Raw genomic sequence first — 15,527 nt, 5'->3', positions numbered from 1 at the left:
GAACATGGCCGTCGATTTCGGCGGCGTCAAGATGCAGAACCCCATCAACACCGCAGCCGGTACCTTTGGTTACGGTTGGCAGTTCCAGAACTTCTTTGATGTTTCCCAGCTGGGCGCCATCACCACCAAGGGTTGCGCAGCCGAGCCCTGGCCCGGCAACCCCGCGCCCCGCATGGCCGAGATCCCCGGCGGTATGATCAACTCCGTGGGCCTTCAGAACCCCGGCGTGGCCGCCTTTGCCCGCGAGTCCGGCCCGTGGCTCGAGCAACTGTCCAAGGACGGTTGCCAGGTCATCTGTCAGGTTGCCGGCCACTCCGTTGACGAGTTTGTGCGCGCGCTCGAGATGTATGTCGAGCTATGCCCCTGGGCTGCCGGCTACGAGATCAACGTGAGCTGCCCCAACATCGCCGCCGGCGGTGCCGCCATGGGCTCTACGCCCGAGGGCGCCTCTTCCGTTATGGCTGCCTGCCGCAAGGTGACCGATAAGCCGCTGTTCGTGAAGATGGCGCCGGTCAACGTCGCCGAGATCGCCAAGGCCCTCGAAGCCGCCGGCGCCGACGGCCTTTCGGTCATTAACTCCATCCAGGGCATGGCCATCGACGTCCATACCCGCAAGTCCCGCGTGGCAAAGCCCAAGGGCGGCCTTTCGGGCCCGCTGTGCCACCACATCGCCGTGCGCATGGTCTGGGAGGTCGCCCAGGCCGTCGATATCCCCATCAACGGCGTCGGCGGTGTCATGACCGGCGAGGATGCGGCCGAGTTTATCCTGGCCGGTGCCACCTGCGTGTCGGTTGGCATGGCCAACTTCGTCGATCCGTGCGCTTCGCTCAAGATCGCGCACGAGCTCGAGGCCTGGGCCGAGTCCCAGGGCGTAAAGGACATCAACGAGCTGGTAGGTGCTTTCGAATGCTAGAGACCGATGCCCGCGACCGCGTAATCGTCGCCCTCGACTGCGATCGTGAGCGTGCGCTCGAGCTCGCCCACGAGCTTTCGGGCCATGCCGCTTGGCTCAAGGTTGGTATGACGCTCTATTACGCCGAGGGTCCCCAGATCGTCAAGACCTTTAAGGACCTAGGCTTTAAGGTCTTTCTTGACCTTAAGTTCCATGATATTCCGCATCAGGTTCGCGGTGCCGCCCGCTCGGCCTCGCTTGCCGGTGCCGACCTGCTCTCGGTTCACGGCTTGGGTTCGGGCGCCATGCTCGCTGCCTGCCGCGAGGGTGCCGAGGAGGCGCGCGACGACCGCGCCAAGCTCGTCGCCATCACCGTGCTCACGAGCATGAATCAGGATGCCTTGAGCGAGATCGGCGTCGAGTCGCCCGTGGCCGAGGAGGCCGCCCGCCTGGCAAAGCTCGCTCAGGCCAACGGCATCGACGGCATCGTGTGCTCGCCGATGGAGGCTCACGACATGCGTGAGCTGTTGGGTCCCGATGCCCTGATCGTGACTCCGGGTGTGCGTCCGGTTGGTGCCGCCCTTGGTGACCAGTCCCGCGTGGCGACGCCTTCCCAGGCTATCGAGCGTGGCGCAAGCCACATTGTGGTGGGCCGTCCCATCACCGGTGCCGACGATCCGGTTGCCGCCTTTGACGCCATCGTCGCCGAGCTTGTCGAAAACGTCGCGTAAAAGATTCCCCTAAGTCACCACTTTTGGGTCTCATTAGCACAAAATAGCCCCTGTGCCTGCGTAAACTTTCCCATCCTTTGTGTGGAATCGCAGGCCAGGGGCTTAACTTTGGGCGCAGTATATTGCACTTTTTGCGGGTATCGTCTAACCTATGGAGCCGCGATTGGGCATTTTGTACGTTCTACGTGCTAAAATGCCAATTATTGAATCAGATATAACCCAACTATTTGGAGGTACGAATGGCACTCCCTCAGCTTACCGATGAGCAGCGCAAGCAGGCTCTTGAGAAGGCTGCTGCCGCACGTCACGCCCGCGCTGAGCTTCGCGAGCAGATCAAGAAGGGCGAGAAGTCCCTCGAGTCCGTGCTCAACTCCGATGACCCCATCGCTTCCCGCATGAAGGTTTCCACCCTCATCGAGTCTCTCCCTGGTTATGGCAAGGCCAAGGCCGCCAAGATCATGGAGGAGCTCGGTATCTCCGCTACCCGTCGCGTCCAGGGCCTCGGCGTCCGTCAGCGCGAGCAGCTCCTCGAGCAGCTGACCAAATAAGTGAGCGCTCAGGATTCCAAGCTCTTTGTGATTTCTGGACCGTCAGGCGCAGGCAAGGGTACGCTCGTCACTCGTGTGCGCGAGCGCCGCTCGAACCTGGGCCTGACGGTTTCGGCTACCACGCGAGCACCACGCAAAGGTGAGGTCGACGGCGTCAACTACTTTTTTCTGACGCGCGAGGAGTTCGACCGCCGCGTGGCAAACGGTGAGTTTGTTGAGTGGGCCGAGGTCCACGGTAACTGCTACGGCACGTTGGTGAGCGAGGTCCAGTCCAAGCTCGCCTCTGGTTCGTCTCTCATCTTGGAGATCGATGTCCAGGGTGCCCTGCAGGTGAAGGAGCGTTTCCCCGAGGCCGTGCTGATCTTTATCAAGCCGCCTTCGCTTGAGGTGCTCCGCGAGCGTCTAGTCGGTCGCGGTACCGAGACGCCCGAGACGATTGAGCTGCGTATGGCAAACGCCGCCGATGAGCTTGCCCTTGCCGACCGCTACGACGACGTCGTGGTTAATGACGATCTCGACCGCGCGACCGATGAACTCGTTCGCGTTCTCGATATGCATGAAAGGATCTGAGGTCCGTGTCCGTTGTAAAGCCTTGCATTGACGATCTTTTGGAGAAGACCGATCACAACCGCTTCCTGCTCGCTTCGCTTGCCTCCAAGCGCGCCTGCGACATCAATAGCATGCTGCGTGGCCAGCACAACCGCGTGCTTGCCGTCCAGGATGTCGATGACATCACCATCGGGCTTTCCGGTGCCGATACCATCTCGATGGCTATGGACGAGATTGTCGACGGCGACATCTCTTACGACGAGGCCCGTTACGAGAAGGCGCTCGGCCACAAGGTTGCTGAAGCCTAAATGGCGGCTCGCGTCTGCCTGGTCCACTATCACGAGGTTGGACTGAAGGGTAAGAACCGCGCACATTTTGAGCATATCCTCATGGATAACATCAAGGCGGCCTTGGCCGCCTTTTCCGTGAATGCCGTGTCTCGAATTTCCGGTTATATCCTCGTGACCTTTAACGAGCATCAGGCCGATGAGGCGGCGCGTGTCATTCGCACCGTTCCCGGCGTTGCTCGTGTGTCTTTGGCGTATCACACTAACCGCGACCCGCAGGAGTACTGTGCCGCCGCCGTCAAGGCGCTGCGCGAGTTTGGTCCTTTCGATTCGTTTAAGGTGCACGCCAAGCGCTCCAATACCGACTATGAGCTCACCTCGATTGATATCAATCGTCAGGTGGGCGAGGTACTGTGCGAGGCCTTCCCCGATAAAAAGGTTCAAATGCATGACCCCGATGCGATGGTGCACGTACTGGTGGTCCAGGGTAGCGTCTACGTGTATGCGCGCTCCGAGCGTGGCGTGGGCGGTCTGCCGGTGGGTTCTGCCGGCAAGGTCGTGACGCTGTTGTCGTCGGGTATCGATTCTCCGGTGGCGACCTGGATGCTCGCGCGTCGCGGCGCGGTGTGCGTGCCGGTACATTTCTCCGGTCGTCCGCAGACGCCCGATACGAGCGAGTATTTGGTGCAGGACATCATCCGTGCGCTTGAGCCGGGTGTCCAGATCGGCCGCCTGTACGTGGTGCCGTTTGGCGACTGCCAGCGTGAGATTTCGGTCACCTGTCCCAGCAACCTGCGCGTGATTATGTATCGCCGCATTATGTATTCGGTTGCCGAGCGCATTGCACACATCGAGGGTGCCAAGGCTATCGTTACGGGCGAATCACTTGGGCAGGTTGCCTCCCAAACGCTTGAGAACATCATGGCCGTCAACGAGGCCGTGAAGATCCCCGTGTTCCGTCCTCTCATCGGTTCGGACAAGCAGGAGATCATCGCGCGCGCCGAGGAGATCGGCACGTTCGATATCTCGACTGAGGCCGCTCCCGACTGCTGCACGCTGTTTATGCCGCGCCGTCCCGAGACGCACGCTAAACTCGATGCCGTGCATGAGGCGTGGGAGCTGTTCGATCACGAGGAGATGATTGAGCGTTTGCTCAAACAGACCGAGTATATCGACTTCGAGAGCAACACGTATAAGACCCCTAAGACCTTAAAACGCAAACATTCCGAGCTCGCTCCACGTGAGATTTACCAAGATCACGAATAATATTGTGTATAGACCGGCGGTGATTTTGCATCGTCGGTCTTTTTCTATCTGGGCATTAGGCGACAAACGGTTCATCTGTCGACGTCTGCCTGAATAAATGGACACTTTTCAGCAAGGTTTTGGTCAGCTTTTGGTTTGACCGTGGAAACTGGTGTGGGCGTGCGGAGTCTGCGGCGCTCGTTTCCTGACACGATGGTGTTGGGAGGTGTTTGCTATGGCGCAGCGCGAGCAACACGAACGGGTTAAACGGATGGACCGCTGGGCAGAAAAGCTGCTCGGCCATAAGGCGGTGGTCGTGGCGATTCTGGTTGCCATTGCCGCTGCGAGTGGCCTGGCGATGGCAAATTTTGGTGGCCATTCCAGCAACGTGTCGTTTGAGCGTAGTGACGAGGCAGGCGCCTCGGATGTGCGAGGGGACGGGGATGTGTCACCTGATGATGCCGATGAGTCGTCTGCCAAGAGTTCTTCTGCCGCCGAGGTGTACGTCGATGTGGATGGCGCCGTTGTGAGGCCTGGCGTGTACCGGCTCAAAGGCGGAGCGCGGGTATCCCAGGCAATCGATGCTGCCGGAGGGCTTACGGCCGAGGCGGATGTGACAGGGCTTAATCGTGCGTCCAAGATCACAGATGGTCAAAAGATCTATGTGCCGACGGTGGGGGAGCAACAAGCGGCTGTGGCGGTCGGCGGGGCCGAAAGCGGTGCTGCCACGACTCCTGGTGCGGGGTCTTCGTCGGGGCTCGTGAACATCAATACGGCAAGTGCGGCGGAGCTGCAGACGCTTTCGGGCATCGGGCCTTCTATGGCCCAGTCAATTATCGACGAACGGACGCAAAACGGGGCCTTTGCCTCGGTTGATGACCTTATGCGCGTATCGGGGATCGGTGAGAAGAAGCTCGCCAAAATCAAAGATTGCATCTGCGTATGAGTGCGACCGAGCGCGAGCATGTGATGCCACCGCGGCCCTTGATGCCGTGGACGATGGTCCTTTGTGCCGGTTTGTGTGCGAGCTGTGGCTTGGTGCTTAACGTGGCAGCCGATGTGCTGCTGGGAGAGCGGGCAGCGCCCGTTATATTGCTTATGGCCATTCCCGTTGCGGCTGCGGCGTGCATCGTATTGGCTCGGTCCTGCATGCGTCTTGTGCGATGGAAGCGATGGCTGTATGCCGCGGCTCTCGGCCTCGTGGCGGGGGCGGTCGTGTCCGCTGGTTGGGCGATAGGGGCGCTGCGCGCTTCGAGGGCATTGGATAATCGGGCTGCGAGCAGTCTCGAATTTTATGTGCAGGGCGATCCGTCCATCAATGACGGTTCGTACTCCTATACCTGCGATGCGTATGCGGGCGAAAAGCGCTTGGGTCAGGTACGGCTGTCGTGTGATCATGAACTCGACGCCGGTTCGCATGTACGTGCTATCGGTCGAATTTCGCGGTTTGAGAATGATGCGTATGGGCGCTCACGCGTGCTTCGGGGCGAGCTTCGAAAGGTTAAAGTCGTCCGGTTGGTATCGGTCGACGAGGGTTCTCCGGGGCCGTTGCTTTGGCTTCGAAACGAGCTCCTTGCCCTTATCGCGCCCGCGACCGATCCAGCGCGCTCGCTTATTGCCGGCGTTGTCTGCGGACGCTCGGCCGAGCTGCGTGCCCTGCCGGCGGGCGATTGGTTTTCGGTAACGGGCACCGCACATCTTATCGCCGTTTCGGGCAGTCATCTTGCCATCGTGGGGTTTGTGATTGAGAGCGCCCTGCAAAAGACGCGTCTCTCTCGTGGGCTGCAGCGGGGGCTGTTGGTGCTGGCCCTCGCTGCCTATACCGTCTTTACGGGCGCCTCGCCCTCGGCCGTGCGCGCGTGCTGTATGGTGGCGGTGACGCTTGTCGCCAACGGCGCCGGACGTCGTCGGCATGGCCTCTCGGCTCTTTTTTTGACCATGGCAATTTTTGTGTTGCTGCGGCCGACGGTATTGTTCGAAATGGGTTTTCAGCTATCGTGCGCCAGTGTTTTTGCCATCCTTTGTTTTTGCCCCTACGCCACCTACGCCTTGGGCGAGTTGGGTGTGCCATCGGGCGTCGCCAGTATTTTGTCTGTCACGCTGTGCTCGCAGCTGGCGACACTTCCCGTTACGATTCCCGCATTTGAGACGTTTTCGCTCATTGCCCCGCTCGCAAATGCCGTGATCGGTCCGGTGATAAGCGTGCTGCTCGCTATATCGATTGTGCTGGTGCCCTGCTCGCTTGTGCCGCTGTTGCGTCACGGGGCGCTCGTGGTGCCCATGATTGTCGCTCGCTGCGCCCTGTTCTTTGAGCAGCTCTTTGCTGCCGTTCCGGGCGCATCCGTAAGCGTGCCGCCCGGTACACCCTTGGTATACGTGGTGCCGTTTGCGCTGGCCGTCCTCTTGGTCTGGTGGCCACGCCCCTGCGCACGGCCCATGGCAGTGGGGCTGTTGTGCTTGATGCTTGCAGCGGGTGTTCCGTATGTCTATTGGGATCGATGCGCACCGCCTTCGGTAACGGTCCTCGATGTTGGCCAGGCCGATGCGATTCTGGTTCGTCAGGGTGGCACCGTGGCGCTCGTCGACTGTGGGCTCGATGAGCGCGTGGTGTCGGCGTTGGTTCGCAACAATGTCCACCATATCGACGCCGTCTTCGTGACGCATTGGGACGAAGACCATTGGGGTGGTCTTCCCGATGTGCTCGATCAGTTTTCGGTTGGAACCATTGCGGTCGCGGCCGATGCGCTAGAAGGCGCGCCTGCTGAGGTTCTGAATCGCCCCGGCGTTACGTATCGGCAGGTGGCCCGCGGAGACACGTTCGATATCGGCGCATTTCGGGCTCGTGTGATGTGGCCGTTTGACACGGTGGATGGCGAGGGCAATGAGGACTCGCTTGTCTTGCTGCTTTCCTATGCTAGGGAAGGCAAGAGCCTGCGCGTGCTCCTCACCGGTGATGCCGAGCTCGATCAGGAGTGCGAGTTTGTGCAGGCGGTGGGCGATATCGATGTGCTCAAGCTGGGGCATCACGGCTCAAAAGTTTCCGTCGACACTGACCTACTGGAAACGCTTAAGCCCGAGCTCTCTATCGCGAGTGCGGGCGAGGGCAACCGCTACGGTCATCCATCCGATGCCTGCATCGATGCCGTTCGCGATGCGGGTGGCGTGTTCGCATGCACCATCGAACAGGGAGATATCACTGTCTCGCCGACTGCAACCGGTTTTGCCATGCGATGTCAGCGACCTTGATGCTGCCGTTGGCGTGGGACCAACCCATGGGATAGAATGACACGGTACGAGCACGAGAGCCTGCGGGAGGGGAGCGCGATGTCCGAAACCGGTCTTTTGCCGGCGTATCTGATCGTCGGTACCGACGGAGTCAAACGCGACCACGCCGTCTCGCGTATGAAGGCTCGTCTGGAAAAGACGGGCATGGTCGAGTTCAACCTCGACGAGCGCGATATGACCAAAGACCCCGATATCGAGTCGATTATCGGGTCGCTTAACACCTTTCCCATGGGCAGCGAGTTTCGCCTGGTAATCCTTGACGGCTGCTCAAAACTCGTCAAAGCGATCTCCGAGCCGCTTGTCGAGTATCTGGCGAGTCCCAGCCCCACGACGGTTTGCCTCATCATCGCCGATTCGCTTGCCAAGAGCACGCGCCTGTACAAGGCAATCGCCAAGATTGACAAGAAGGCCGTGATCGACTGTTCGGGCACCAAGCGCTGGGAGCTCCCGCGCCGCGTGCAGCAGATGGCGACGCAGCACGGAAAGTCCATCTCGACGGCGGCCGCCGAGGAGCTCGTTTCGCGCTCGGGTGAGAACACTCGCATGCTCGATAACGACTTGGCCAAGCTTGCCCAGATGGTCGAGGCGCCGCAAATTGAGCTTGCCGATGTGGAACGCTGGATCGTGCGCACGGCCGAAGTCCAGCCCTGGGATTTTCTCAACGCGGTCTCGGCTCGTGATATGCGCCGCTCGCTTGAGCTCTTTGGGCTGTTACCAACCAAGAGCTATGTGTGGACCTACACGCTGCTGTGCGGACGCATTCGCGAGCTTATCGTCGCCAAGGCACTCGATGCGCGTGGACAGGGCCGCGAGCTTGCCGCGACGCTCAAGCTCCAGTCTTGGCAGGTCAAGAATCACCTGACCTGGGCGCGTCGTTTTTCGATGACCGAGCTCGTTGCCGCGCTCGAGGGCGCGGTCGATGTGGAGCTCGCATTGAAGGGTTCGGCTGATTCCCAGACCGCGCTTTTGCTCTGGATTACGAACATCTTGAGAAAATCGTGATGATACCTGCCTATTTGACAAATTCGTTCTATCCCTTTGAGGGGGAGCGTGCTATAGTAGGCGCTTGCATGACCTCACCGTGTCTCAGAGGTGTCATACATTTTTTGCAAGGAACTCGAAAGGAACTCCAGAAGTGGCAAACATCAAGTCTCAGAAGAAGCGTATCCGCACCAATGAGGCAGCTCGCATGCGTAACAAGGCTGTCAAGTCCGAGCTCAAGACGCTGACCAAGCACGTCCAGTCCGCCGTCGCCGAGGGCGACGCCGAGAAGGCCCAGGCTGCCCTCAAGACCGTCACCAAGCGTCTCGACATGGCTGCCGCCAAGCATGTTATCCACAAGAACCAGGCTTCCAACCGCAAGTCCGGTCTTGCCAAGCTCGTGAACAGCATCAACGCCTAAGTTGTAAATTTCACACCACACAGATTACGCGCATAAATGGAGCCTGTTTTATGGAACAGGCTCCATTTTTTGTACCGCTCGGGTAAGATAGTCCGCATGGATACTTCAATTGACATTTCCCACATCCGCAACTTCTCGATTGTTGCGCACATCGACCATGGCAAGTCCACGATCAGTGACCGCATTCTCGAGCTCACCCATACCGTCGACGAGCGCGACATGGAGTCGCAGCTGCTCGACACCATGGATATCGAGCGCGAGCGCGGCATCACGATCAAGTCCAATGCCGTTCGCGTGTCCTATGACGCCGACGATGGCGAGACGTATCAGTTCAATCTGATCGATACGCCGGGCCACGTGGACTTTACCTATGAGGTTTCGCGCTCGCTGGCAGCCTGTGAGGGCGCGGTGCTCGTTGTCGACGCCACGCAGGGCGTTGAGGCGCAGACCGTCTCTAACGCGACGCTCGCCATGAACGCCAATCTGGACATTGTGCCGGCCATCAACAAGATCGACCTGCCCTCGGCCCATCCCGACGAGGTCAAGACCGAGATCGAGGATGACCTGGCGATTCCCGCCGATGATGCCGTGTGCGTGTCGGGCAAGACCGGCGAGGGTATTCACGATCTGCTAGAGTCCATCGTCTTTTTGATCTCTCCGCCTAAGGGCGATGCAAATGCTCCGCTCAAAGCGCTCATTCTGGATTCGTACTTTGACGAGTATCGCGGCGTGGTGGCCACGGTGCGCGTCTTTGACGGCTCCATCAAAAAGGGCGATACCCTGCGCATGATGCAGGCAGAGGGCGACTTTTTGGTCGACGGCGTGGGTGTCAAGCGTCCTGCCGAGACCCCGGTTGACGCGCTGACGGTTGGCGAGGTTGGCTATGTGGTCACGGGTCTGAAGGACCCCGAGGCCGTGCGCGTGGGCGATACCCTTACGTGGGCTTCGAACCCCTGCCCCGAGCCGCTACCGGGCTACCGCGAGGCCAAGCCCATGGTCTACACGGGTCTGTTCCCCATCGACAACAAGGACTACGAGAACCTGCGCGACGCGCTCGATAAGCTGCACGTCAACGATCCGTCGTTGGTGTGGGAGCCTGAGACGTCGGTGGCGCTGGGCTTTGGCTTTCGCGTGGGCTTCCTGGGCCTGCTGCACATGGAGGTCGTCAAGGAGCGCCTGGAGCGCGAGTTCAATCTGGACCTGATCGCCACGAGCCCCTCGGTCGACTACCACGTGTACAAGACCGATGGTGAGATGATCGATGTCCGCAGCCCGCAGGATCTGCCCGAGGCCACGCGCATCGAACGTATCGAAGAGCCCTACCTCAAGGCAAAGATCATCTGCCCGCCCGAGTATACGGGTGCCGTCATGCAGCTCGCTATCGAGCACCGTGGCGTCACGACCGATATGATCCACCTGACGAGCAAATCGGTCGAGATGCGTTTTGATATGCCGCTCGCCGAGCTCATCTTGGACTTCTTCGATCAGCTCAAGAGCCGCACCAAGGGTTACGCCTCGCTCGACTACGAGTTCAACGAATATCGCCCCTCCGAGCTCGTCAAGCTCGACATCCTGCTTTCGGGCGACGAGGTGGACGCGCTGTCGTTTATCGTGCACAAGGATAAGGCTTATGGCCTGGCCCGCGGCCTTTGCGACAAGCTCAAGGAGATCATCCCGCGTCAGCTGTTCGAGGTGCCCATCCAGGGTGCTATCGGCAACAAGATCATCGCCCGCTCCACCGTCAAGGCGCGTCGCAAGGACGTGCTTGCTAAGTGCTACGGCGGCGATATCTCGCGTAAGCGCAAGCTGCTCGAGAAGCAGAAAGAGGGCAAGAAGCGCATGAAGGCCATCGGATCGGTCGAGGTCCCGCAGGAGGCCTTTATGGCGATCCTCAAGGTGGACGAGTAGGTCTATGGCGCTTTCTGAATACAGCAAGCGGCTGCTAGGCGCCTATGCCGAGCAGCCGTTCCTTATGGCTCCCATGGCGGGCGTAACCGACCCCGCCTATCGCATCATGTGTCGCCGCCGCGGTGCCAACCTTGCCTATAGCGAGATGGTGAGCGTTGCGGGCCTTGCCTATGCCAGCAACAAGACCTGGCGCCTGGTGTTGCCGGCCGACGAGGAGCAGCAGATTTGCGTGCAGCTCTTTGGTTCCAAGCCCGATCAGTTTGCGCGTGCCGTCGCCGCCGTCGAGGAACGCGTTGGCGATCGTTTGTCATTGATTGATATCAACATGGCTTGTCCGGCTCGCAAGGTCGTTACCAAGGACGAGGGCTCGGCGCTCATGCGCACGCCCGACCTGGCCGAGAAGATTGTCGAGGCGACGGTGGGCGCGGCTCATGTTCCCGTGACCGTGAAGATCCGCAAGGGTTTTTATGCCGAGGATCGCAACGCCGCAACGTTTGCCCAGATGCTCGAAGGGGCGGGCGCCTCCGCAGTTGCCGTGCACGGTCGTTGTGCCACGCAACTTTATACGGGCCAGGCCGATTGGTCTGTCGTCGATGAGGTTGCCGACGCCGTCGAGATTCCCGTGATTGGCTCGGGCGATGTGTTCTCGGCCGAGGACGCTGCTGAGCATCTGCACGGCTCGGGTGCCAGCGCGGTGTTTATCGCGCGCGGAATCTACGGCAATCCGTGGGTGTTCGGCGATGCCCGAGCCCTTGCACTCGATGGCACGCCGGTTCCTTCTCGCTCCTCGGTCGAGCGCCTGGAGGCTTTGCGTGAGCACCTGACGTTGACGCACGAGCTTCTGCCGCTTATGTCGCGCGCCCGTACGTATGCAAGCTGGTACTTAAAGGGCATGCCTCATGCTGCCGCTTGGCGCGCTCGGGTGGTGCGCTGCTCCACGTACGAGGAGTTTATGGCGCTGGTCGATGATATCGAGTGCGACGTGGTGGCCTGCGAGGCCGCGCTTGCCGCCGGTGAGTCGGTGCCCGCTCATCCGCTGGAGGCTTAAGGGTGGCCGTTACCGCGCTGTATGTGCACGTGCCGTTTTGCGCTCAAAAATGCCGCTATTGCGACTTTGACTCGCGCAGTTTCGCTCCGTGCGACCTGAGCGCTGCGCTCGATGCCTATTTTGAGCAGCTGTATGCACGCCTCGATGCCTTTGGAGACGCCGGGGCGCTTGCGCAGGTCCGCACCGTCTATGTTGGCGGCGGCACGCCGTCGCTGGCGGGGGAGCGTCTGGTAGAACTCGCCCGGCGTATCTCTGCGTGGTGTAAGCCCGTTGAGTTTACCTGCGAGGCTAATCCTGAGTCGTTGACTTCGCAGCTCACCGCGGCGCTTGCCGGGGTGGGCGTCACGCGCATTTCTCTGGGAGTCCAAACCCTCGACAACGACGAGCTTGCTGCGATTGGCCGTATTCACGATGCCGATCGGGCGCTCGCTGCCATCGCGACGGTCAAGAACGCTGGGCTTGACGTGTCGTGCGATCTTATGTGTGGACTTCCCGGACAGACCACAGCGAGTTGGAAGAGCACGCTCGATGGCGTGCTGACGGCGGCTCCGCATCATGTGTCGGTTTACCCGCTCACGCTCGAGGAGGGGACGCCCCTCTATCGCATGGCGTGCCGCGATGAGTCGCTCGAGCCCGATGAGGATTTCCAAGCCGCATGCATGGACGTTGCGCGCGAGCGGCTGAGTTCGGCGGGCTACCATCCGTATGAGGTGGCGAGCTACGCGCTCGATGGGCATGAATGCGCCCACAACATTGCCTATTGGACCGGACAGGGCTATTTGGGTTTGGGTCGTTCTGCCGCCGGTATGCTCGACGCCGAGGATTTCGATCGTTTGGCCGGGCTGTATCCCGACGTGCCTGCTCGCGGCGAAGCGCATCGCGTGCGTCTGGTACAACGCGACGATGCCGCGACGACCTTTGATGCCGAGTATCTGTCGCAGCGCGAGGCGGTGGCCGAGGATTTGATGCTCGCCTGCCGCATGACACGTGGCATTGGGTCCGAACTGTTGGTTCACTCGGCAAGCGTGATTGCTGCAGACGAGCTGGCGGCGGCCTGCGACCGTGCGCTCGAGTTGGGCCTTGCCACCTGGGCGCCCGATCATGTTGAAGGACAGGCGGGGCGCGTCACCTCAAAAGACGTTATCGCAGGTCGCGCCCGCGCCCGTTTAGCGCCGACCCACTTGGGCTGGCTCGATGGAAATATGCTGTTCGAGCTGTTTTGGGGTCTAGCTTAGGCCGCTCGGGTAGAATTACCGCAATATATACGCTGCTGTGAGCAGGAGGTTGCCGCGCATGGCGACGATGAACGAAAAAGATTACTACGAGATTTTGGGCGTCTCCAAGGACGCCACCTCGCGTGATATTCAAAAGGCCTTCCAACAAAAGGCCCGCAAGCTCCATCCGGACGTCAATAAAGAGCCAGATGCCGAGGAAAAGTTCAAAGAGGTTTCCGAAGCCTACGCCGTGCTTTCGGACGAGCAGAAGCGTGCTCGCTATGACGCCATGCGCTCGGGCAATCCCTTTGCCGGTGCGCCGACGGCTTCGCCCTATGGCGGCGGCTATGCCGGCAGCGCGGGCTATGGCAATCCCTTTGAGGGCGGTTTCCCCTTTGGGGGCGCCTGGGGCCAGCCCCGTCGCGGCCAGGCTGCCTATAATCCCGAGAACGGCGCCAACGTGGTCGTCGATATCAAGCTCGACGCCAAAGAGGCCAAGGAGGGCGCCCGCAAGACCGTGCGCTACACGCGCTTCGATACCTGTGGTCACTGCGGCGGCTCGGGTTCTGTATCATCCGATCACGCCCATACCTGCCCGAGCTGCGGTGGTCGCGGCCATATCGATGTCGACCTGTCCTTCCTGTTTGGTGCGGGCACGTTCCAGACGGTTTGTCCTGAGTGCGGCGGTTCCGGCAAGGTCGTTGCCGACCCCTGCCCCGATTGCAGTGGCAGCGGCCGTGTCCGTGTGACCTCCGAACAGACGATTGAGTTTCCCGCCGGCACGCATGATGGCGACGAGGTGCGCATCCCCAACATGGGTCACGCCGGCACGAACGGCGCTTCGGGCGGCGATCTGGTCGGTCGTGCGCACGTCGAGGCCGAGCGCCTGGAGGGTAAGGCTCGCACCGGCTTCTACCTCATGGGCATTATCGCTCCGTTTTTGGTGCTGTCGGCCATCTCGGGCGTGTTCTCCGCCTTCGCCATGATGTGCTTCATTCCGTTTGCCATGGGCTTGTTCATGGTGCTGTCGGACGGCGTGCTTCATCGCAGTCTGCTGTGGTGGAAACGCGGCGCGATGCAGTTTGCCAATGGATTTGCCAACGGTTTTATGTTCGCGCTCGTGTCGGTTTGGTTCGCGAGCTGCTCGCAGCGGGCCGTGCTTTCGCCGTACGGAATGCAATAACATCAAACCCTCTGTTTGCGCCCGGCCCAGCTTGGGTATAGGACGCACTGTGACAATAATGAAAGTTGGAAGGATTCGGTCGTGTCGGAAAATAGGGATTACTACGAGGTACTTGGCGTTGACAAGGATGCCGACGCGCGGACGATTAAGCGCGCGTTTCTAAAGAAAGCCCGTACGGTACACCCGGATGTTTCGGACGACCCCGAGGCCGAGGCCAAGTTCAAAGATCTCAACGAGGCCTATTCCGTTCTTTCCGACGAGCAGAAGCGTGCTAACTACGACCGTTACGGCACCGCTGACGGCCCCGGTGGCTCTGGCTATGTCGACATCAACGATATCTTTGGCGGCATGGGCATGGACGACCTGTTCTCGTCGTTCTTTGGCGGTGGCTCCGGTGGTGGCGCCCGTAGCCGTCGCGAGCGCCGTCGCGGTCGCGATATGGCCATCTCCCTTTCGGTGACGCTCGAGGAGGCGGCGCTCGGCTGCAAAAAGACGATCAGCTACGACCGCCTTGCCCCTTGCGATGACTGTAATGGTACCGGCAAGGCCGAGGGCGCGACCGAAAAGCAGTGCAGCCGCTGTCACGGCACAGGCTATGTGACGACGGTCCAGCGTTCTTTCCTGGGCCAGGTTCAGTCCTCTTCGCCCTGTCCCGACTGCCACGGGGAAGGCACGGTCATCGATCATCCCTGCGAGACCTGTGATGGCCAGGGCCGCACGCCTTCTCACGAAAAGATTGACATCGATATTCCCGCTGGTGTTTCGACCGGTCGTCAGCTGCGCGTGAGTGGTTTTGGCGAGGCCGGCCTTCGTGGCGAGCCGTCGGGCGACCTGATCGTCAACGTGCGTGTCGCCGACCACGAGCGTTTTAAGCGTAATGGCGATGACCTCTATCTGGTGAGCGATATCTCGATTGCGCAGGCCGCGCTCGGTTGCGAGATTGAGGTAGAGGGCATTATGCCTGACGAGGTCGTCAAGGTGTGTGTCCCCGCCGGCACACAGTACGGTGACACCGTGAGCGTCAATAACTACGGCATGCCGCGTATCGGCGGTGGCGGCTCGCGCGGTCGTCTGTTTGTGCAGCTGCGCGTGGTCGTTCCCACCAATCTCTCCAACAAGCAGCGCGAGCTGCTTCGCGCCTTTGCCGACGAGATGGGCGATGACGTCGCATCCGGTAAGAAGTCGGTGACCGACCGTATCAAGAGTGCCCTCGACGACATCCTCGATTAAGGAGC

At 60.5% G+C, this 15,527-nt stretch carries 15 protein-coding genes; all 15 read left to right on the top strand.

Going from position 1 to position 15,527, the window contains the following annotated elements; all coding sequences use genetic code 11:
* Nucleotides 1–4 precede the first annotated feature (4 nt).
* The 15 genes from LK493_RS05815 to dnaJ all read left to right on the top strand — a co-directional run bounded on the left by LK493_RS05815 (nucleotide 5) and on the right by dnaJ (nucleotide 15,522).
* Nucleotides 5–913: a dihydroorotate dehydrogenase gene (locus LK493_RS05815; RefSeq protein WP_006236128.1), complete on the top strand. Its 909-nt coding sequence runs from the start codon at nucleotides 5–7 to the stop codon at nucleotides 911–913.
* Nucleotides 907–1,623 (top strand): orotidine-5'-phosphate decarboxylase, encoded by a 717-nt coding sequence (gene pyrF / locus LK493_RS05810; RefSeq protein ID WP_227790432.1) that lies wholly within the window; start codon nucleotides 907–909, stop codon nucleotides 1,621–1,623. Before LK493_RS05815 ends, pyrF begins: the two co-directional genes overlap by 7 nt.
* Before the next feature lie 239 nt (nucleotides 1,624–1,862).
* On the top strand, nucleotides 1,863–2,171 hold the full coding sequence (gene mihF, locus LK493_RS05805) for an integration host factor, actinobacterial type (protein WP_006236130.1): 309 nt from the start codon (nucleotides 1,863–1,865) through the stop codon (nucleotides 2,169–2,171).
* A complete protein-coding gene (gmk, locus tag LK493_RS05800; protein WP_138374178.1) occupies nucleotides 2,172–2,741 on the top strand; it encodes a guanylate kinase in 570 nt (189 codons plus the stop codon).
* 5 nt (nucleotides 2,742–2,746) lie between these two features.
* On the top strand, nucleotides 2,747–3,028 hold the full coding sequence (locus tag LK493_RS05795) for a DNA-directed RNA polymerase subunit omega (protein ID WP_035138532.1): 282 nt from the start codon (nucleotides 2,747–2,749) through the stop codon (nucleotides 3,026–3,028).
* Nucleotides 3,029–4,273, top strand: coding sequence for a tRNA uracil 4-sulfurtransferase ThiI (gene thiI / locus LK493_RS05790; protein WP_227790431.1), 1,245 nt, complete (start codon nucleotides 3,029–3,031; stop codon nucleotides 4,271–4,273).
* 214 nt (nucleotides 4,274–4,487) lie between these two features.
* Nucleotides 4,488–5,198: a ComEA family DNA-binding protein gene (locus LK493_RS05785; protein WP_117745970.1), complete on the top strand. Its 711-nt coding sequence runs from the start codon at nucleotides 4,488–4,490 to the stop codon at nucleotides 5,196–5,198.
* Complete coding sequence (locus tag LK493_RS05780) at nucleotides 5,195–7,498, top strand: DNA internalization-related competence protein ComEC/Rec2 (RefSeq protein ID WP_227790430.1); 2,304 nt, start codon at nucleotides 5,195–5,197, stop codon at nucleotides 7,496–7,498. The genes LK493_RS05785 and LK493_RS05780 overlap by 4 nt, the downstream gene beginning before the upstream one ends.
* A 78-nt stretch (nucleotides 7,499–7,576) precedes the next feature.
* A complete protein-coding gene (holA, locus tag LK493_RS05775) occupies nucleotides 7,577–8,539 on the top strand; it encodes a DNA polymerase III subunit delta (protein ID WP_227790429.1) in 963 nt (320 codons plus the stop codon).
* 133 nt (nucleotides 8,540–8,672) lie between these two features.
* Nucleotides 8,673–8,939, top strand: a complete 267-nt coding sequence (rpsT, locus tag LK493_RS05770) for a 30S ribosomal protein S20 (protein ID WP_022094714.1) — start codon at nucleotides 8,673–8,675, stop codon at nucleotides 8,937–8,939.
* 96 nt (nucleotides 8,940–9,035) lie between these two features.
* Complete coding sequence (gene lepA, locus LK493_RS05765; RefSeq protein WP_227790428.1) at nucleotides 9,036–10,847, top strand: translation elongation factor 4; 1,812 nt, start codon at nucleotides 9,036–9,038, stop codon at nucleotides 10,845–10,847.
* 4 nt (nucleotides 10,848–10,851) lie between these two features.
* Nucleotides 10,852–11,895: a tRNA dihydrouridine synthase DusB gene (dusB, locus tag LK493_RS05760; protein ID WP_227790427.1), complete on the top strand. Its 1,044-nt coding sequence runs from the start codon at nucleotides 10,852–10,854 to the stop codon at nucleotides 11,893–11,895.
* Nucleotides 11,896–11,897: 2 nt separating this feature from the next.
* A complete protein-coding gene (gene hemW, locus LK493_RS05755) occupies nucleotides 11,898–13,130 on the top strand; it encodes a radical SAM family heme chaperone HemW (protein WP_227790426.1) in 1,233 nt (410 codons plus the stop codon).
* Nucleotides 13,131–13,188: 58 nt separating this feature from the next.
* The gene (locus LK493_RS05750) at nucleotides 13,189–14,292 is read left to right on the top strand and encodes a DnaJ domain-containing protein (RefSeq protein WP_227790425.1); all 1,104 of its coding nucleotides are present in this window, start codon (nucleotides 13,189–13,191) and stop codon (nucleotides 14,290–14,292) included.
* A gap of 81 nt (nucleotides 14,293–14,373) precedes the next feature.
* Nucleotides 14,374–15,522 carry a molecular chaperone DnaJ gene (gene dnaJ, locus LK493_RS05745; protein ID WP_227790424.1) on the top strand — a complete coding sequence of 383 codons (1,149 nt, stop codon included), beginning with the start codon at nucleotides 14,374–14,376 and terminating at the stop codon, nucleotides 15,520–15,522.
* Nucleotides 15,523–15,527 lie beyond the last annotated feature (5 nt).

It is taken from the genome of Collinsella aerofaciens (genome assembly GCF_020709435.1).
GTDB classification, from domain to species: Bacteria; Actinomycetota; Coriobacteriia; order Coriobacteriales; family Coriobacteriaceae; genus Collinsella; species Collinsella aerofaciens_AU.
The sequence above is the reverse complement of the archived record's forward strand: the minus strand, read 5'-3'. Positions and strand labels throughout refer to the sequence as shown.